This window comes from Tsukamurella sp. NPDC003166 (assembly GCF_040611135.1).
Lineage (GTDB): Bacteria > Actinomycetota > Actinomycetes > Mycobacteriales > Mycobacteriaceae > Tsukamurella.
This window is the reverse complement of record NZ_JBEXNL010000023.1, coordinates 42,430-60,626: the sequence shown is the minus strand read 5'-3', so window position 1 is coordinate 60,626 and position 18,197 is coordinate 42,430. Positions and strand designations below refer to the sequence as shown.

Sequence of the window (18,197 nt, the reverse complement as noted above, 5' to 3'; positions counted from 1 at the left end):
GAAGAAGGACTGACGAGCCGCGAGGCGAAGCCATATGAAACGGAAATCACTCATCCGCACGCTGGCGATCATCGCCGCATTCGTGCTGCTGGTCTGGGCCTTCACCATGGTCGGCGGCGGCAAGAACGAATACACCAAGGGCGTTCCCACCTCGCTCGTGGTGCAGCAGCTGCAGGACAAGAACGTCAAGGACGTCCAGATCGACGACCGGGAGCAGACGCTCCGCGTCACGCTGGCCAAGCCCGTCGCGGATCAGGGCGACGTCAAGGGCACGGGCGAGGCCACCAAGGTGTTCTCGAAGTACCCCGCGGGCACCTCGCGCGACATCCTCGGCGAGATCCAGGACGCGAAGAACCCGGACGGCAAGCCGGTCACCTACACCACGAACGTGACGCAGGAGTCGCCGTGGCTGCAGATGCTGTTGTTCACGCTGCTGCCGATCGTGCTGCTCGTGGGCCTGTTCTTCCTGCTGATGAACCGGATGCAGGGTGGTGGTCGCGGCGGTGTCATGGGCTTCGGCAAGAGCAAGGCCAAGCAGCTGACGAAGGACATGCCGAAGACCACCTTCGCGGATGTCGCGGGCGCCGACGAGGCGGTCGAGGAGCTCTACGAGATCAAGGACTTCCTGCAGAACCCGGCCCGCTACCAGGCTCTCGGCGCGAAGATCCCCAAGGGCGTGCTGCTCTACGGTCCGCCCGGAACGGGTAAGACGCTGCTCGCGCGCGCCGTCGCCGGCGAGGCCGGTGTGCCCTTCTTCACCATCTCCGGTTCGGACTTCGTCGAGATGTTCGTCGGCGTCGGCGCGTCCCGCGTGCGCGACCTGTTCGAGCAGGCCAAGGAGAACAGCCCCTGCATCATCTTCGTCGACGAGATCGACGCCGTCGGCCGTCAGCGCGGCGCCGGCCTGGGCGGCGGTCACGACGAGCGGGAGCAGACCCTCAACCAGCTGCTCGTGGAGATGGACGGCTTCGGCGATCGTCAGGGCATCATCCTGATCGCTGCCACCAACCGCCCGGACATCCTCGACCCGGCGCTGCTGCGCCCCGGCCGGTTCGACCGGCAGATCCCCGTCACCAACCCCGACATGGCCGGCCGGCGGGCCATCCTGAACGTGCACTCGCAGGGCAAGCCGCTCGCGCCCGACGCCGACCTCGACGGCCTGGCCAAGCGGACGCCCGGCATGTCCGGCGCCGACCTGGCGAACGTCATCAACGAGGCCGCGCTGCTCACGGCCCGCGAGAACGGCACCGTCATCACCGCGCCCACGCTCGAGGAGGCCGTGGACCGCGTGGTGGGCGGCCCGCGTCGGAAGAACCGGATCATCTCCGAGCACGAGAAGAAGGTGACCGCGTACCACGAGGGCGGGCACACGCTGGCCGCGTGGGCCACGGAGAGCCTCGACCCGGTCTACAAGGTCACGGTGCTCGCCCGCGGCCGCACGGGCGGCCACGCGCTCGCTGTGCCCGAGAACGACAAGGGCATGTACACCCGCAACGAGATGATCGGCAGGCTGATCTTCGCCATGGGCGGCCGGGCCGCCGAGGAGCTCGTGTTCGCCTCGCCCACCACGGGCGCGTCGAGCGACATCGACCAGGCCACGAAGATCGCCCGCGCGATGGTCACGGAGTACGGCATGAGCGCCCGCCTGGGTGCCGTGAAGTACGGCCAGGACGAGGGCGACCCGTTCCTGGGCCGCGGCATGGGCGGTGGCGCGCAGTACTCCGACGCCGTGGCCGCGCAGATCGACGAGGAGGTGCGCTCGCTCATCGAGGCCGCGCACACCGAGGCGTGGGCCATCCTCAACGAGTACCGCGACGTACTCGACGTGCTGGCCGGGGAGCTGCTGGAGAAGGAGACGCTGGTCCGTAAGGATCTCGAGCGGATCTTCGCATCCGTCGAGAAGCGCCCGTTGATCACGCAGTTCGACGACTTCGGCTCGCGCATCCCCTCGACGAAGCCCCCGATCAAGACTCCCAAGGAGATCGCGATCGAGAACGGCGAGCCCTGGCCGCCCGTCGACGAGGAGGCCGAGCGCCGCAAGGCGGAGCTCGCGCAGGCCACAGCGCAGAACGGTCGGAACGGTCACGCCGGCCAGAACGGTCAGTGGGGCGTGCCCACGCCGGCCGGGCAGCCGTGGCCCGCGCCGGGGGCACCGTCGGGCTACGGAGAGCAGGGGCAACAGCCCTATCAGCCCCAGCCCGCCTACGGCCAGCCCGGCTACCAGTGGGGCGGCCAGCAACAGGCGTACCCGGGCCCGCAGTACCCGTCCCCGCAGGGCCAGTACGGCGGCCAGCAGCCGCCGCAGGGCAGCCGCCCGGACTACGGCGCGCCGGCCGGGTGGTCGGCACCGGGGTGGCCTCCGCAGGGCCAGCCGCCGCAGGCCCCCTCGCAGCCCGGCCAGCAGGGCTCCGGCCAGCAGGGGACCGAGCAGTCCGGACCGGACCGATCGGGCGAGTCCTGATGGGCGACGGTGCCGCGATCGCCGCATTCGATCACGACCGCGCCGTCGCCGCCGTCCGGGAACTGCTCATCGCCGTCGGCGAGGACCCCGACCGCGAGGGCCTGATCAAGACCCCCGAGCGGGTCGCGCGGGCCTTCGAGGAGGTCTTCGGCGGGCTGCACACCGATCCCGACGCGGTGCTCGACACCACCTTCGGCGAGGACCACGACGAGCTGGTGCTGGTCAAGGACATCCCCATGTACTCGACCTGCGAGCACCACCTGGTCTCCTTCCACGGGGTGGCGCATGTGGGCTACCTACCGGGCGACAGCGGCCGGGTCACCGGCCTGAGCAAACTGGCCCGCGTCGTGGACCTGTACGCCAAGCGCCCGCAGGTCCAGGAGCGGCTCACCGCGCAGATCGCCGACGCGCTGGTCCGCAAGCTCGATCCGCGCGGCGTCATCGTCGTGATCGAGGCCGAGCACCTGTGCATGGCCATGCGCGGCATTCGCAAGCCCGGCGCCAGCACCACCACCTCGGCGGTGCGCGGCGCCTTCAAGGACAGTGCGACCTCGCGCGCCGAGGCACTCGAGTTGATCCTGCGCCGGTGACCGGGAGCAGCGCCGCCGAGACGCTCGTCATGGGCGTCGTCAACGTCACGGCCGACTCGTTCTCCGACGGTGGCCGCTACCTCGCCCCGGAGGCCGCCGTCGCGCGGGCGCGGGAGCTCGTCGCCGACGGTGCCGCCATCGTCGACGTGGGCGGGGAGTCGACCCGGCCCGGCGCGCACCGCGTGCCCGCCGAGCTGGAACGCGACCGCGTGCTCCCGGTGATCTCGACGCTCGCCGCCGAGGGCATCGCCGTTTCGGTCGACACCATGCGCGCCTCCGTGGCCGCCGCCGCGCTCGACGCCGGCGCCGCGATCGTCAACGACGTCTCCGGCGGACGCGCCGACCCGGACATGACGCGCGTCGTCGCCGACTCCGCGGCGCCGTGGATCCTCATGCATTGGCGGCCGTCCCCGGGCGCCCCCGGGCCGGTGTGGGCCGGCATCCACCACGAGATCACCGAGTACGACGACGTGGTCGCCGACGTGCGCGACGAGCTGCTGCACCAGGCCGACGTCGCCGTCGCCGCAGGTATCGCGCCCGAACGCATCGTGCTCGACCCGGGCCTCGGCTTCGCCAAGAACGCCGCCCACAACTGGGCCCTGCTGCGCGGGCTCCCGACCCTGCAGGACACGGGATTCCGGATCCTCGTGGGCGCTTCGCGCAAGCGCTTCCTCGGCGAGCTGCTCGGCGGGCGCGAGCCCGCCGGCCGTGAGGTGGCCACCGCCGCGGTCTCCGCGCTCGCGGCGCAGGCCGGGGTGTGGGGCGTCCGCGTCCACGATGTGCGTTCGTCCGCCGACGCCATCGCGGTGGCGCAGGCCTGGCGCCGGGGCGGAGCCCCGATCACGCCCGAGGGCGGAGCCCCGACCATCACGCAGAAGGGTGGCCTCTAGAGATGGCCGATCGGATCGAGCTCACCGGCCTACGGGTGCGGGGCAACCACGGGGTCTTCGACCACGAGCGACGCGATGGGCAGGAGTTCGTCGTCGACCTGGTGCTGTGGGTCGACTCGCGGCCCGCGGCGGCGTCGGACGACCTCAACGACACCGTCGACTACGGCGCGCTGGCCCAACGTGCGCACGACATCGTCGCGGGGGAGCCGCGCAACCTCATCGAGACCGTCGCGGCCGAGATCGCCGATGACATCGCCGCCGACGAGAAGGTCTACGCCGTCGAGGTGACGGTGCACAAGCCGTCCGCACCCATTCCGTTGTCTTTTGCCGACGTGGCCGTCATCGCGCGGCGGTCCCGCTCCGGCGCGCGGAGCGTGCAGCAGTGAGCAGGGCCGTGCTGTCGATCGGCGCCAACCTCGGCGACGCGGCCGGTACCGTCCGCGCCGCGATCGACGCCCTCGGTCCGGCGCTGGTCCGCGCATCGGCGCTGTTCCGCACGCCCCCGTGGGGCGGGGTGGAGCAGGACGACTTCGTCAATGCGACGGTGCTCGTCGACGATCCGGCGCGCGACGCCGCCGGTTGGCTCGCCTTCGCGCGCGAGCAGGAGGCCGCGGCCGACCGGGTGCGCGAGATCCGCTGGGGGCCCCGCACCCTCGATGTCGACGTCGTCGCCGTCTGGGGGTCCGCCGCCGGGAGCGGCGCGAGCGGGTCGCGTGATGCCGTCTTCTCCGACGATCCCGAACTGACATTGCCGCACCCCCGCGCGCACCTGCGGGCGTTCGTGCTGGTGCCGTGGCTGGACGCCGACCCGGCCGCGGTGCTGCCGGGGCACGGCACCGTCGACGATCTGGTGCGGGGCCTCCCCGCCGACGAGACCGCGGAGGTGACGCGGCTGTGAGCGCACCGTCGAACCCGACCGGGCGGGGACCCGGGGAGCCGAACGGGCCCACCGTGCGGTCCACCGCCCGGCTCGAGCTGGTCGTGATCGTGATCGGCGTGGCGATCGGCGTCTACCTGCTGGCGAAGGCCTTCGTGCCGGTGATCCCGCTGTGGGCCGGCGCGCTGCTGTACGGCGTCGCCGCGGCGGACCTGTACATCGCCCAGCTGGTGCGCGCGCGGCTCGCGGACGGCCGGATCGGCATGGGGTCGGGGCGGATCCACCCGATCGCCGTTGCGCGGTCGGTGGCGCTCGCGAAGGCGTCGGCGTATCTCGGCGCCGTGGCGCTCGGCTTCTTCGGCGGAGTGCTGGTGTATCTGTACGCCTCCGGTGCCGAGCTCGGCGCCACGCACGCGGACCGGCCCGGGGCGTGGATCGGCGCGGCCGGCGCGCTCGTGCTCCTGGCCGCGGCGCTGTGGCTGGAACGGTGCTGCCGCACGCCGGACGATCCCGATGACCAGCCCGCCGACACATCGCCAGCCTGAGAGGCTGGACCCCAAGTAAACGGTAAGGTCGCGACCATGACGCAACCACCGATCCCGAGTTCACGGAAGCGTGTCGCCCGCCGATCGGGAGGCGCCGGTCAGTGGATGCTCGGCGTCGTGATCGCGCTCGCCGTGATCGGTACCGGGATGTGGGTGTTCTCCGAGAACCCCCGCTGGGGCCTGGTGTCGCTGATCCTGCTCATCTGGGGGCTCGTGATCGCGGCCTTCCTCATCGCGCGGTACTCGCGCGATCTACGCGCTGCGGAGTCGAAGGAGAGCGGTCTCAAGACCGTCTACGGCCTGCAGCTGGAGCGGGAGATCAGCGCCCGTCGCGAGTACGAGCTGCAGGTGGAGCGCGATATCCGTGCCGAGGTCTCCGGCGAGTCGAACGAGGAGCTGACCGCGCTCAAGGCCGAGGTGCTCGCGCTGCGCGCGAACCTCGAGGAGCTGCTGGGGCGCGATCTCGGCCCCTCCTACAGCGAGCTGTACGCCGCCGCCGAGCAACGCGCGATCGCCGCCCAGCGCGCCAAGTCCGTGTTCGAGGACGACGACCGGTTCCGCGCTCAGCAGGACTTCGCGGGCGTCCCTGAGCCCTCGCCGGAGGTCGACGATTACTACGGCGCGGGTTCGGCCGGGGGAGCGATCGGTTTCGAGGGCGATGTCGCCGAGGCGGCCGTCGCCGACGTGCCGGCCGCGGACGGTCCGCAGGAGGAATCGCCCACGACGGTGTTCCACGTGGTCACCGAGGAGGCGGAGCCGGCCACCGCGCAAGGCGAGCCCGAGGTACCGCCGGTCGACGTCGAGCACGTCGAGCACGTCGAGCACCTCGATCCCACGACGAACGAGCCCTTCGTTCCGCTCGCCCCGCAGTCCGGCTACCGCTCACCGCTTCCGCCGCGCCCGTACACGCCCGACGTGCCGCCGCAGCAGGCACCGGCCGGGCCGCCCTATTCGCCGTTCCAGGCGTACCCGCCGCAGGCACCGCAGCAGCAGTGGGCGGCGCCGCAGGTGCCGCCGACCGTGCCGGCCGATCCGGCCCCTCAGCCCGCGCCGGAGCAACAGGCCTCCCAGGACCCGCACGAGCACGTCGCGGGCCAGCACTCCTCCGGCAACACCGTCGCCGACCTGATCGCCCGGATGAACGCCGACACGGAGCGGTCCAGCGGCGGTCGCCGCCGCCGGCAGGACTGATGATCTAGCTCACATCGCGTTGCCCGTGCGCCGGCGCGGGCATAGCCTTCTGATGACCGTCCGGTACCCGCGCCGCGGGACTGGAACGACCCCCTTGGAGGCGTACGCCCATGCCCGAGCTCCTGGCCGGGATACCCAATCCCCCTACCCCTGCGCGGCTGTCCGTCGGCGTCGTCTCCGCCGGCCGCGTCGGTACCGCCCTCGGCTCCGCCCTCGAGCGGGCCGGTCACGTCGTGACCGCGGTCGCGGCACCGTCGGGCCCCTCCCGCGAGCGCGCCACGCGTCGGCTGCCCGAAGCGACGGTGGGCGCACCGTCGGACATCGCGGAGAAGGCCGAGCTCCTCATCCTGGCCGTGCCGGACACCGAGCTCCCCGCTCTCGTCGACGAGCTGGCCCCGCGCGTCAATCCGTCCGCGATCGTGCTGCACACCTCGGGCGCCCTCGGGGTGGGCGTCCTCGCGCCGCTGGCCCGGCTGGGCTGCACGACCATCGCCTTCCACCCCGCGATGACCTTCATCGACGATCCCGAGGACACCGTCCGGCTGGCCGACTGCTGCGTCGGCATCACCGCCGCGGACGAGATCGGGCACGCCGTCGGGCAGGCGCTCGCGCTCGAGCTCGGCGCCGAGCCGGTCCGGGTGCCGGAGGCGGCGCGGCCGCTCTACCACGCAGCGCTCGCCCACGGTGCGAACCACCTGGTCGCCCTGGTCGACGATGCCGTGCTCGCCCTGCGCGCCGCGCTCGCGGGCGGGATCGGTGCGGATACGGTCGGCGGACAGGCGGAGGGGCTCGCCGAGCGCGTCCTCGCGCCGCTGGCCCGCGCCGCCCTCGACAACGCCCTGGCCCGTGGGCCCGCGGCGCTGACCGGGCCCGCGGCTCGGGGCGATGCCGGCACCGTCGCCCGGCACCTGACCGCACTGGCGAGCGTCGACCCGACCGACGGACCGCGCATCGCCGACGCGTACCGTGCCCAATCCCGGCGCGCGGCAGCACAATCCGGAAACTCAGCCACGATCGATCCCGTCCTCGCGACACCTCAGGAGCTCTCATGAGTGCACCCACCCGCCCGTACACCCCCGGTCAGCTGACCGTGCATCACGACCCGGCGCAGCTCACCAAGGTCACGAACGCGCTGAAGTCGACGGGGCGGCAGATCGCCTTCGTACCGACCATGGGCGCGCTGCACGCGGGCCACTTGGAGCTGGTGCACGCCGCCAAGCTGAACGGCGCCGTCGTCGTGGTGTCGATCTTCGTCAACCCGCTGCAATTCGGCGCGGGCGAGGATCTGGACGCGTACCCGCGCACCCTCGATGAGGATGTGGCGAAGCTGCGCGCCGCGGGCGTCGAGCTGGTGTTCGCGCCGTCGGCCGCCGACATGTACCCGAACGGCCCGCGCACCACGATCCATCCCGGCGCCGCCGGCGAGGGCCTCGAGGCGGCCAGCCGCCCCACCCACTTCGCGGGCATGCTGACCGTGGTGAACAAGCTGCTCAACATCGTGCGGCCGCACACCGCGTACTTCGGCGAGAAGGACTACCAGCAGCTGGTGCTGGTGCGGCAGATGGTCACCGACCTCGATATGGACGTCAAGATCGTCGGGGTACCGACGGTGCGCGAGGCGGACGGTCTGGCGATGAGTTCGCGCAACGTGTACCTGTCCGAGGCCGAGCGGGAGGCCGCCACCGCCCTGTCGGCGGCGCTGCTCGCCGGCGCCTACGCCGCGCAGGGCGGCGAGGCCGCGATCCTCGCCGCCGCGAACGAGGTCCTCGCCGCGCGGCCCGAGATCGCGGTGCAGTACCTGGAGCTGCGCGCGCCCGACCTGGGGGTCGCGCCGGAGAAGGGCGACGGTCGGCTGTTGGTCGCCGCGAAGCTCGGCACCACCCGCCTGCTCGACAACGTGGGCATCGCCATCGGGACCGGTTTTCTGGAGGAGGCCGAATAATGCTGCGCACCATGATGACCTCGAAGATCCATCGCGCCACGGTGACCGAGGCGAACCTGCACTACGTGGGGTCGGTCACCGTCGACGCCGATCTGCTGGACGCCGCGAACCTGCTCGAGGGCGAGCAGGTCGCCATCGTCGACGTGACGAACGGCGCCCGGCTCGAGACCTACACCATCGCCGGCGAGCGGGGCAGCGGCGTGATCGGGATCAACGGCGCCGCAGCGCATCTGGTGAACCCGGGAGACATCGTCATCCTCATCGCCTACGGCCAGCTGAACGAGGCCGAGTTGAAGACCTACGCGCCGAGCGTCGTCTTCGTCGACGCCGACAACAAGCCGGTCGAGCTCACCGCCGACGCGGCGCACGTGCCGGACGGCTACGGCCTGGTCACGGGCAGGGCCTGATGCTGCTGGCGATCGACGCCGGCAACACCTCGGTCACCGTCGGGCTGTTCGCGTCCGCCGCCGGCGAGGACCTGCTCGGCACGTGGCGCCTGCGCAGCGACGCGCGGATGACCTCGGACGAGGTGGCCCTGATCCTGAACGGCTTCCTCACCGGCGGCGGGTTCGACCCGGTGGAGGTCGCCGGCGTCAGCGTGCTGTCGACGGTGCCCGAGCTGCTGCGCTCGCTGCGCGCCGTGATGCCGCGCTACTACCCGGCCGCGGAGCACGTGATCCTCGAGCCCGGGGTGAAGACCGGCGTGCCGCTGCTCGTGGACAACCCCCGCGAGGTGGGCACCGACCGCGTCGCCAACGCCGCCGGTGCCTTCGAGCTGATCGGCAGGCCCGACGGTACGCCGTGCGTCGTCGTGGACTTCGGCACGTCGACGCGGGTGGACGTGGTGAGTGCGCGCGGCGAGTTCCTGGGTGGAGCGATCGCCGCCGGCGTCGGGAGCGCGCTGGACGCGCTCGCCGAGCGCACGGTCGCGCTGCGCCGGGTCGAGCTGGTGCCGCCGCGGTCGGTGGTCGGGAAGAACACCGTCGAGGCGCTGCAGTCCGGCATCATCTACGGCTTCGCGGGCATGGTCGACGCGCTCGTGTCCCGCGCCCTCGAGATCGTCCCCGGCGCCCGCGTGGTGGCGACGGGGGGCTTCGACGCGGGCGGGCCGGACGGGCAGATATCCGCGGTCGCCGCCGAGTGCTCGACCGTGACCGATCACCGCGCGGACCTCACGCTGCAGGGCCTGCGGGCCGTTCACCTGCGCGAGAGCGCCAACCGGGCGCAGCGCGAGAAGCGCGGCCGGGAATCACGGCACTGATTCGCGTCACGGATGATTCGAACCCTTGCCGCTCGGCCGGACGGGGTGCTAGTTTCACTGACATGAGCCAGGTGCGCAGCTGCATGGAGTGTTGTCGGGTCCGCTAGGAACCCGGCCCCCTTCCGCTGCCCGGACGCCGCCGCACTCGCGAGCGCGCTCCGCCTCCCTCCTGGAGATCTCCATGCACCCCGTGCACTTCACCCCCGCCGCAGGCCAGATCGTCGTCGACGTCCGCGACCAGTCCGAGCGCAACCGCGACGGCATCCTGCCCGGCGCCGTCGCCCTCGACGCCGCAGCCGTCGCCGCCCGGCTCGTCCCGGGTCTGCCCACCAGCCTCGCCGCCGCCGGCCCCGATGCCGAATGGCTGCTGGTCAGCGGCAACGGCGCCACCGCCGCCGCGATCGCCACGCGCCTGCGGGACCGCGGCGTCCGTGCCTCCTCGGTCGACGGTGGCTTCCGCGCGCTCGCGCTCGGCATCACGCCGGGAGCCGGGCGCGGCGGCGAGTCGGACGCGTACCGTCGGGCCCTGGCCCAGTTCGCGGCGCACGAGGCGTGAGGCGCGCGCCGATGCTGACGCCGGCGCGGAGCGCGCGGCGTGGGGGCCGGCGGCGTGGCGTGGATCACGAATCCGGCCGACCGCCGTCGAGCGGTAGGATCACCACCCGTGAATGCTGCGCCCGTGACTGCACCCCTGGACGACTGGGTTTCGCGACTCGCCGATGAGGCCGTGGCCTTCGCCGAGCGGAACGAGACCCCGGTGAAGGTGGCGTCGGGCATCTCCCCGTCGGGACCGATCCACCTCGGCAACCTGCGTGAGGTGATGGTGCCGCATCTGGTGGCCGATGAGCTGCGCCGCCGCGGCCGGACGGTCGAGCACATCATCTCCTGGGACGATTTCGACCGATTCCGGAAGGTACCGAACGTTCCCGGGGTGGATTCCTCGTGGGAGGAGCACATCGGTAAACCACTGACGCGCGTTCCGGCCCCGCACGGCTCCGACGCGGCGAACTGGGCGGAGCATTTCCGTCGTGAATTGCAGAGTGCGCTGGAAGATCTCGGCGTCGAGTATCGCGGAATCAGTCAAACGCAGATGTACACCTCTGGTGCGTATACGGACCAGGTGCTGCACGCCATGGCGCAGCGCGGCCGTATTGATTCCATCCTCGAGCGCTATCGCACGCTCGATCGCGGCGATTCCGCGCCGGCTGTCGAGAATGCGGAAGAAACGGACCCGGACGCCACGTCGGGAGCGGCGGAGGATGCGGACGGATCGGGCGATTCCGGCTACTACCCGTACAAGCCCTACTGCTCCGTCTGCGGCACTGATTTCACCACGGTAACGGCGTACGACGACGATTCGACCGCGCTCACCTATGAGTGCCGGTGCGGCCACACCGAGACCGTGGCACTGCGTGAACACACCGACGGAAAGCTGGTGTGGAAGGTCGATTGGCCCATGCGGTGGGCCTTCGAGAAAGTGACCTTCGAGCCCTCCGGTGTGGATCATCAATCGCCGGGATCGTCGTTCGCCGTCGGTAAGGACGTGGCACCGATCTTCGGGTGGAAGCGTCCTCTGGGCCCGATGTACGCGTTCGTCGGTATTCGCGGAATGGCGAAGATGTCCTCGTCCAAGGGCGGCGTGCCGACCGCCGCGATCGCGCTGCGCTACCTGGAACCGCCGCTGCTGCGGTGGCTGTACGGCCGGAAGAAGCCGAACCAGTCCTTCGACGTCGCGCTCGACGGTGAGCTGCCCCGCACGTACGATGAATGGGACGCGCTGGTCCGCAAGACGGCGGGGGAGAAGGCGCAGCCCGGCGACATCGCCGCCTACGCCCGTGCGGCGTCCGTGCTGGACCCGGCGTCGGGGGCGGTGCGCGAGCTGCCGCTCACCCCGCGCCCGATGGCGTACAAGACGCTCGCCTCCGTGGTCGACATCACCACCGGTGATGACGAGCAGACCCTGCGCATCCTGGCCGCTCTCGAACCGGACGCCCCGCTGACGAGCCTCGATCCGCTGCGCCCCCGGCTGGACCGGGCGAGCACCTGGGTGGCCGAGCAGATGCCGCAGCAGGAGCGCACCGTCGTCCGGACCGAGCCCGACGCCGCGCTGCTCGCGTCCCTGACCGACGAGCAGCGCGCGGGCCTGCGCCTGCTGCTGGAGGGCTCGGGAACGCCGGCACCGGCGGGTCTGGGGCGGCTCGAGGACGACTGGTCGCTCGCCGGGATCACGCACCAGGTGTACGGCGTCGCCAAGGTGCAGCGCGGGCTCGGTGCGGATCAGATCGTCAAGGGCGATAAGGAACTCGCTGCGGCGCAGCGCGCATTCTTCGTGTTGCTCTATCGGCTCCTCGTGACCAGTGACACCGGCCCTCGACTGCCCACGTTGCTGCTGGCGATCGGCCCCGATCGAGTGCGTTCCCTGCTGCATCCGTAGTGGTCTCAATTCGGCGAATTGGGCGTCATCCGTGCGATTCGTCCGTTGTGGGATCGCAATCGTTATCTGATCGCGACCATATTCACGGCGTTTGAATCGTGAATCATGTATTCGTGTGTATAGACTCGCGTTGAACGACGTCAACGGAACGTGAAAAACATCGAGAAGGGGCCGTACTATGGCGCGCAAGGTCACCGTTACGCTGGTCGACGACGTGGACGATACGCAGACCGCTGACGAGACCGTGGAATTCGGCTTGGACGGTGTCACCTACGAGATCGATCTGTCATCGAAGAACGCCGCGAAGCTGCGCGATTCCTTGGAGGAATGGGTCGCGAACGCCCGTCGTGCGGGCGGTCGCAAGCGCGGTGCGCGCGCCCTCGCCGCGCCCCGGGGGCGCACGCCGATCGACCGCTCGCAGAGTGCCGCGATCCGGGATTGGGCCCGCAAGTCCGGCCTGAAGGTCAACGACCGCGGTCGCATCAGCCAGGACGTCATCGACGCCTACAACGAGGCGAACTGACCCACGACTCTTCCCACCCCGGTGCGCGGCGCGCACCGGGGTGAGTCGTCTCCGGGATACGTTTCGCTCACGGCGGAACGGGAATCAAAACCGGCCGACGATGCGTTTGACCTGGTGTATCAGGACCGGCGAGGCGGCCCGGTGGTCCCGCGGGCATCGCGGGCGGGGCACTGCCGACACCACCGCTGACCGGTCCGAACTACAGTGAGAAGACGTTGATTGCAGACGGCTATCTGCGGGTCCGGCCTCGGCCGTTCCCCGAAGTAACCGGGATGTGAGGAAAATGGCCATGTTCGAGAGGTTCACCGACCGCGCTCGTCGCGTCGTCGTCCTGGCGCAAGAAGAAGCCAGGATGCTCAATCACAACTACATCGGCACCGAGCACATCCTCTTGGGCCTGATCCACGAGGGTGAGGGTGTGGCCGCCAAGGCCCTCGAGTCGCTGGGCATCTCCCTGGAGGGTGTGCGCAGCCAGGTCGAGGAGATCATCGGGCAGGGCCAGCAGGCCCCGTCGGGTCACATCCCCTTCACGCCGCGTGCCAAGAAGGTGCTCGAGCTGTCGCTGCGCGAGGCGCTGCAGCTCGGCCACAACTACATCGGCACCGAGCACATCCTGCTCGGCCTGATCCGCGAGGGCGAGGGCGTCGCCGCCCAGGTCCTGGTGAAGCTGGGCGCCGATCTCAACCGGGTGCGCCAGCAGGTCATCCAGCTGCTGTCGGGCTACCAGGGCAAGGAGGGCGGTGGCGGCGAGCCCGCCGGCGCCGGTGCCCGGACCTCGGGTGGCGAGGCGGGCACCCCGTCGACCTCCCTGGTCCTGGACCAGTTCGGCAGGAACCTGACCGCTGCCGCGGCGCAGGGCAAGCTGGACCCGGTCATCGGCCGGTCCAAGGAGATCGAGCGCATCATGCAGGTGCTCTCGCGGCGCACCAAGAACAACCCGGTGCTGATCGGCGAGCCCGGCGTCGGCAAGACAGCCGTGGTCGAGGGCCTGGCGCAGGCCATCGTCAACGGCAACGTGCCCGAGACGCTCAAGGACAAGCAGCTCTACACGCTGGACCTCGGTTCCCTGGTGGCCGGCTCGCGCTACCGCGGTGACTTCGAGGAGCGCCTGCGCAAGGTGCTCAAGGAGATCGACACCCGCGGCGACATCATCCTGTTCATCGACGAGCTGCACACGCTCGTCGGCGCGGGTGCCGCCGAGGGCGCGATCGACGCCGCGTCGATCCTCAAGCCGAAGCTGGCCCGCGGCGAGCTGCAGACCATCGGCGCGACCACCCTCGACGAGTACCGCAAGTACATCGAGAAGGACGCCGCGTTGGAGCGCCGCTTCCAGCCCGTCCAGGTGGGCGAGCCGAGCGTCGAGCACGCCATCGAGATCCTCAAGGGCCTGCGCGACCGCTACGAGGCGCACCACCGCATCTCCATCACGGACAGCGCGCTGGTGGCCGCCGCCACCCTGGCGGACCGGTACATCAACGACCGCTTCCTGCCGGACAAGGCGATCGACCTCATCGACGAGGCGGGCGCGCGCATGCGCATCCGCCGGATGACCGCGCCGCCGGACCTGCGCGCCTTCGACGACAAGATCGCCGACGCGCGTCGTGAGAAGGAATCGGCGATCGATGAGCAGGACTTCGAGAAGGCCGCGTCGCTGCGCGACAAGGAGAAGCAGCTCATCGGCGAGCGAGCCGAGCGCGAGAAGCAGTGGCGCGCCGGCGATCTCGACGTGGTCGCCGAGGTCGACGAGGAGCAGATCGCGGAGGTCCTGGGCAACTGGACCGGCATCCCCGTCTTCAAGCTCACCGAGGAGGAGACCACCCGTCTGCTCCGCATGGAGGACGAGCTGCACAAGCGGATCATCGGCCAGGAGGACGCCGTCAAGGCGGTCTCGAAGGCGATCCGTCGTACCCGCGCCGGCCTGAAGGATCCGAAGCGCCCGTCGGGCTCGTTCATCTTCGCCGGCCCGTCCGGCGTGGGTAAGACTGAGCTGTCGAAGGCGCTGGCGAACTTCCTGTTCGGCGAGGACGACGCGCTCATCCAGATCGACATGGGCGAGTTCCACGACCGGTTCACCGCCTCGCGCCTGTTCGGTGCCCCGCCCGGGTACGTGGGCTATGAGGAGGGCGGCCAGCTCACCGAGAAGGTGCGCCGCAAGCCCTTCTCCGTGGTGCTCTTCGACGAGATCGAGAAGGCGCACAGCGAGATCTACAACACGCTGCTGCAGGTCCTCGAGGACGGGCGCCTGACCGACGGTCAGGGTCGCACGGTCGACTTCAAGAACACCGTGCTGATCTTCACGTCGAACCTCGGTACCTCGGACATCTCGAAGGCCGTCGGCCTGGGCTTCACGTCGGGCGACTCCGACGGGTCGAACTACGAGCGGATGAAGCTCAAGGTCAACGACGAGCTCAAGAAGCACTTCCGGCCCGAGTTCCTCAACCGCATCGACGACATCGTCGTCTTCCACCAGCTGACGCAGGACCAGATCATCCAGATGGTCGACCTGATGCTCGGCCGCGTGGGCGTTGCGCTGAAGAACAAGGACATGGAGCTCGAGGTCACCGATCGCGCCAAGAGCCTGCTGGCCAAGCGCGGTTTCGACCCGGTGCTCGGTGCCCGGCCGCTGCGTCGCACCATCCAGCGGGAGATCGAGGACGCGTTGAGCGAGAAGATCCTGTTCGGCGAGGTCGGCGCGGGCCAGATCGTCGAGGTCGACGTCGAGGGCTGGGACGGCGAGGGCAAGGGCGAGGACGCGAAGTTCACCTTCGCCGGCAAGCCCAAGCCCGCGATCGACCTGGAGGAGTCCGACGACGGAGTGCCGGCCCTGGTGGCCGACGCCTCGTCCGCGACGGCCCCGGGCGAGAGCGCCTGACGCCCGACCGATCCGCTCGAAGAGCCGTCACCCTGCGGGGTGGCGGCTCTTCGCGTTCCGGATGCCGGTGCGGGGACGTCAGTCCGGATTCCGACGGTGCGCCGGGCCCTGAAGTCCGAGCCTCGCGATCTCCTCGCGCAGCGCGCGGACCTCGGCGGTGAGCTCGTCGACCTCCCGGTCCGTGCGGCGGGCGCTCGCGTCGACCGCCTTGAGTTGATCGACGACCCAGCTCGTCGCGGTGCCGATCGCGAAGCTGATCAGGCCGATGCCGAAGACCATGAGGAGCAGGGCGACGGCGCGGCCCTCGCCGGTGACCGGATAGATGTCGCCGTAGCCCACGGTGGTGACGGTGACCGCCGCCCACCACAGCGCGTCGCCGTAGCCGCTGATCTTGGTGCCGGGAGCGCCCCGCTCCGCATCGAGGAAGGCGAGGCTGCACAGGAACATCACCAGCACGGACGTGGTGCCCACGAAGACCGCCAGGCGGGCGCGCGTGAGCCGGGACCGGTGCAGCCCGCCGATGAGCAGCGGGGCGGCGCGCAGCGCCCGGAGCGGCCGGAACGGCGGCAGCAGGATCGCGATGAGGTCGATCGGATGGGTCCGCACGAACCGCCAGCGGTCGGTCGACAGTCCCAGCCGGACCGCGTAGTCGAGGACGAAGCACGCCCAGATCAGGATGTCGCCGCCGTCCACCAGCTTGTGCACGAGCGGCGTGGGCGCCACGTCGAGCACCTGCACCGCGTAGACGGCGAGGAAGGCCAGCGCCAGCGCGATCATCAGTGGATTCGTCCGCCGTTCCCAGACCTGCCTGCGTGTCACCGGCGCAATCTACGCCGGGTACTGCGCCCGGCGCCAGTGAATCGGCGACGGCCCTCGAGAGTAACGATCACGACGATCCGATCCCGCCGCCCAGGCGCAGGAGGCGCATACTCGGCGGATGCGGCCCGACGGGATGCCGGGCGGCGGTCGGGCGCGGACCGTCGCACACCCCGGGAGTAGGTTGGCAGCATGACCGAGGCGGGATTCGACCAGCGCACGTTCCGACATGTGATGGGGCAGTTCTGCACCGGCGTCACGATCGTCGCCACGTCCGACGTGGAGGACAGGCCGGTCGGCTTCGCCTGCCAGTCCTTCGCAGCGCTGTCGCTGGACCCGCCGCTCGTGCTGTTCTGCCCGATGAAGACCTCGCGCACGTGGAAGCACATCGAGGCGTCCGGGAAGTTCGCCGTGTCGGTGTTGGGGCAGGAGCAGGAGTCGGTGAGCGCGGCCTTCGGGCGCTCGGTGGACGACAAGTTCGAAGGCCTGCGGTGGACGCCCTCGCCGCTGGGCAATCCGACGATCGACGGATCCCTGACGTGGATGGACTGCACGCTCGAGAACGTTCTGGACGGCGGTGACCATCACATCGCGATCGGCCGGGTCCACCATCTCGGCGATGTGGACGACGCGAAGCCGCTGCTGTTCTACCGCGGCGCCTACCTGTCCACGAACCACCCGCAGCAGCACCCGGCCCCGAGCCTGGACTCGTTCCTCACGTGGGACGCGGGCGCCTGGCTCTGACGCTCGGGCGCCCGATCAGCGCCGCCAGCCGGTGCGGGCGCATGGATGGGGCGTGTATTGCCGTGAGAAGCCATGCGTTACGTGCATGGCTCGAATAACTGCACGTCAGGACTGGTTTCTCCGTGGTCGGCCATACGCGGCACGCATGCCCCTCCGCCTCGTCGCCGAGTGGCTAGGCGCCGGGCAGTGCTCGCTGCGTGGCGTTCGCTCGGGGTCGGTCCCGCCGGGGGAGTGGTCGCGCCAGGGTGTCGTCCCCCGCGCGACGCCGATCCGCGTGCCCTACGTTCGAACCCCCACCGGAGGCCGTGCTTACGCTGGGGGACCGATTGCCCCCTGCTCGGCGTTCGGTCCCCCAGTGGACGCCGAGTGCGTTTGCTGGGGGACCGGTTGCCCCCTGCTCGGCGTTCGGTCCCTCTCTGGACGCCATCAAGGTTCCGTGGCGTGCATCTGGCCGTGGTGCCGGGACACGCGTCCGACGCATGGGGGCGACCCGAAAAGCGTCTCCGACCACGACTGTTGTGGGGTATGCAGCGCGCGCGGCTCCGCGCAGCGATACACGGACGCTCCACGTGCACCCCTATTGGCCGAGATGTACCGGGGATCGGCTCGTCGGTGGCCAGGTCCTCGCACACGAAACGTCGCGGCGCCGAGAGGGGCCGGCGCCGCGACGCGATCTCGTGCGGACGGGTTACTGAGCTGCCTTGCCCTGCACGTCCAGGACGACCTCGAACTCCAGTAGGTCGGCACCCGAGGCGACAGGCTTACGGCCCTCGCCGCCGCCGGGGCTGCGCTCGCCGGCGTGCGCCTCGCGGGCCGGACCGTCGCGCCAGGCCGCGAACGCCTCCTCGGACTCCCACTGGGTGACCACGAAGTAGCGGTCGTCGCCCTTGACCGGGCGGAGCAGCTGGAAGCCGAGGAAACCGGGGGAGTTCTCGACCGCGTGCGCGCGGTGCGCGAAGCGCTTCTCGAGCTCCGGGCCCGCGCCCTCGGGGATGTGGATGGCGTTGATCTTCACTACCGACATGACCCGACGATACCGATGCCGCACGGG

The 18,197-nt window shown here is 70.6% G+C and carries 18 protein-coding genes; 16 read left to right on the top strand and 2 right to left on the bottom strand.

Annotation, left to right across the window (positions count from 1 at the left end; all coding sequences use genetic code 11):
- Nucleotides 1-34 precede the first annotated feature (34 nt).
- The 15 genes from ftsH to ABZX10_RS20435 all read left to right on the top strand — a co-directional run bounded on the left by ftsH (nt 35) and on the right by ABZX10_RS20435 (nt 15,586).
- Nucleotides 35-2,461: an ATP-dependent zinc metalloprotease FtsH gene (gene ftsH, locus ABZX10_RS20505; protein ID WP_355544307.1), complete on the top strand. Its 2,427-nt coding sequence runs from the start codon at nt 35-37 to the stop codon at nt 2,459-2,461.
- Entirely contained in the window at nt 2,461-3,051 is a 591-nt protein-coding gene (gene folE, locus ABZX10_RS20500; protein WP_355544304.1) for a GTP cyclohydrolase I FolE, read from the top strand. The genes ftsH and folE overlap by 1 nt, the downstream gene beginning before the upstream one ends.
- Before the next feature lie 29 nt (nt 3,052-3,080).
- A complete protein-coding gene (folP, locus tag ABZX10_RS20495) occupies nt 3,081-3,941 on the top strand; it encodes a dihydropteroate synthase (protein ID WP_355544354.1) in 861 nt (286 codons plus the stop codon).
- A gap of 2 nt (nt 3,942-3,943) precedes the next feature.
- Nucleotides 3,944-4,327 carry a dihydroneopterin aldolase gene (gene folB, locus ABZX10_RS20490; RefSeq protein WP_355544301.1) on the top strand — a complete coding sequence of 128 codons (384 nt, stop codon included), beginning with the start codon at nt 3,944-3,946 and terminating at the stop codon, nt 4,325-4,327.
- Nucleotides 4,324-4,839 carry a 2-amino-4-hydroxy-6-hydroxymethyldihydropteridine diphosphokinase gene (gene folK, locus ABZX10_RS20485; RefSeq protein ID WP_355544298.1) on the top strand — a complete coding sequence of 172 codons (516 nt, stop codon included), beginning with the start codon at nt 4,324-4,326 and terminating at the stop codon, nt 4,837-4,839. Before folB ends, folK begins: the two co-directional genes overlap by 4 nt.
- A complete protein-coding gene (locus ABZX10_RS20480; RefSeq protein ID WP_355544295.1) occupies nt 4,836-5,363 on the top strand; it encodes a DUF3180 domain-containing protein in 528 nt (175 codons plus the stop codon). The genes folK and ABZX10_RS20480 overlap by 4 nt, the downstream gene beginning before the upstream one ends.
- A 36-nt stretch (nt 5,364-5,399) precedes the next feature.
- Nucleotides 5,400-6,554: a DUF6779 domain-containing protein gene (locus tag ABZX10_RS20475; RefSeq protein WP_355544292.1), complete on the top strand. Its 1,155-nt coding sequence runs from the start codon at nt 5,400-5,402 to the stop codon at nt 6,552-6,554.
- A 110-nt stretch (nt 6,555-6,664) separates the two neighbouring features.
- Entirely contained in the window at nt 6,665-7,606 is a 942-nt protein-coding gene (locus tag ABZX10_RS20470) for a DUF2520 domain-containing protein (RefSeq protein WP_355544289.1), read from the top strand.
- The gene (panC, locus tag ABZX10_RS20465) at nt 7,603-8,496 is read left to right on the top strand and encodes a pantoate--beta-alanine ligase (RefSeq protein ID WP_355544286.1); all 894 of its coding nucleotides are present in this window, start codon (nt 7,603-7,605) and stop codon (nt 8,494-8,496) included. The genes ABZX10_RS20470 and panC overlap by 4 nt, the downstream gene beginning before the upstream one ends.
- Entirely contained in the window at nt 8,496-8,903 is a 408-nt protein-coding gene (gene panD, locus ABZX10_RS20460; protein WP_355544283.1) for an aspartate 1-decarboxylase, read from the top strand. The genes panC and panD overlap by 1 nt, the downstream gene beginning before the upstream one ends.
- Nucleotides 8,903-9,757 (top strand): type III pantothenate kinase, encoded by an 855-nt coding sequence (locus tag ABZX10_RS20455; RefSeq protein WP_355544280.1) that lies wholly within the window; start codon nt 8,903-8,905, stop codon nt 9,755-9,757. Before panD ends, ABZX10_RS20455 begins: the two co-directional genes overlap by 1 nt.
- A gap of 181 nt (nt 9,758-9,938) precedes the next feature.
- Nucleotides 9,939-10,313, top strand: a complete 375-nt coding sequence (locus tag ABZX10_RS20450; RefSeq protein WP_355544277.1) for a rhodanese-like domain-containing protein — start codon at nt 9,939-9,941, stop codon at nt 10,311-10,313.
- A 123-nt stretch (nt 10,314-10,436) separates the two neighbouring features.
- On the top strand, nt 10,437-12,191 hold the full coding sequence (locus ABZX10_RS20445; RefSeq protein ID WP_355544274.1) for a lysine--tRNA ligase: 1,755 nt from the start codon (nt 10,437-10,439) through the stop codon (nt 12,189-12,191).
- Between the two features lie 178 nt (nt 12,192-12,369).
- On the top strand, nt 12,370-12,714 hold the full coding sequence (locus ABZX10_RS20440) for an Lsr2 family protein (RefSeq protein ID WP_355544271.1): 345 nt from the start codon (nt 12,370-12,372) through the stop codon (nt 12,712-12,714).
- Nucleotides 12,715-13,003: 289 nt separating this feature from the next.
- Entirely contained in the window at nt 13,004-15,586 is a 2,583-nt protein-coding gene (locus tag ABZX10_RS20435; RefSeq protein ID WP_355544268.1) for an ATP-dependent Clp protease ATP-binding subunit, read from the top strand.
- Nucleotides 15,587-15,664: 78 nt separating this feature from the next.
- On the opposite strand, the gene ABZX10_RS20430 is transcribed toward ABZX10_RS20435, so the two are convergent.
- Entirely contained in the window at nt 15,665-16,405 is a 741-nt protein-coding gene (locus tag ABZX10_RS20430) for an ion channel (protein ID WP_355544265.1), read from the bottom strand.
- 189 nt (nt 16,406-16,594) lie between these two features.
- Here ABZX10_RS20430 and hsaB point away from each other — a divergent pair, with 189 nt between their 5' ends.
- Nucleotides 16,595-17,146: a 3-hydroxy-9,10-secoandrosta-1,3,5(10)-triene-9,17-dione monooxygenase reductase subunit gene (gene hsaB, locus ABZX10_RS20425; RefSeq protein ID WP_355544262.1), complete on the top strand. Its 552-nt coding sequence runs from the start codon at nt 16,595-16,597 to the stop codon at nt 17,144-17,146.
- Between the two features lie 688 nt (nt 17,147-17,834).
- Here hsaB and ABZX10_RS20420 read toward each other — a convergent pair.
- Nucleotides 17,835-18,170 carry an antibiotic biosynthesis monooxygenase gene (locus tag ABZX10_RS20420; RefSeq protein ID WP_355544259.1) on the bottom strand — a complete coding sequence of 112 codons (336 nt, stop codon included), beginning with the start codon at nt 18,168-18,170 and terminating at the stop codon, nt 17,835-17,837.
- Nucleotides 18,171-18,197 lie beyond the last annotated feature (27 nt).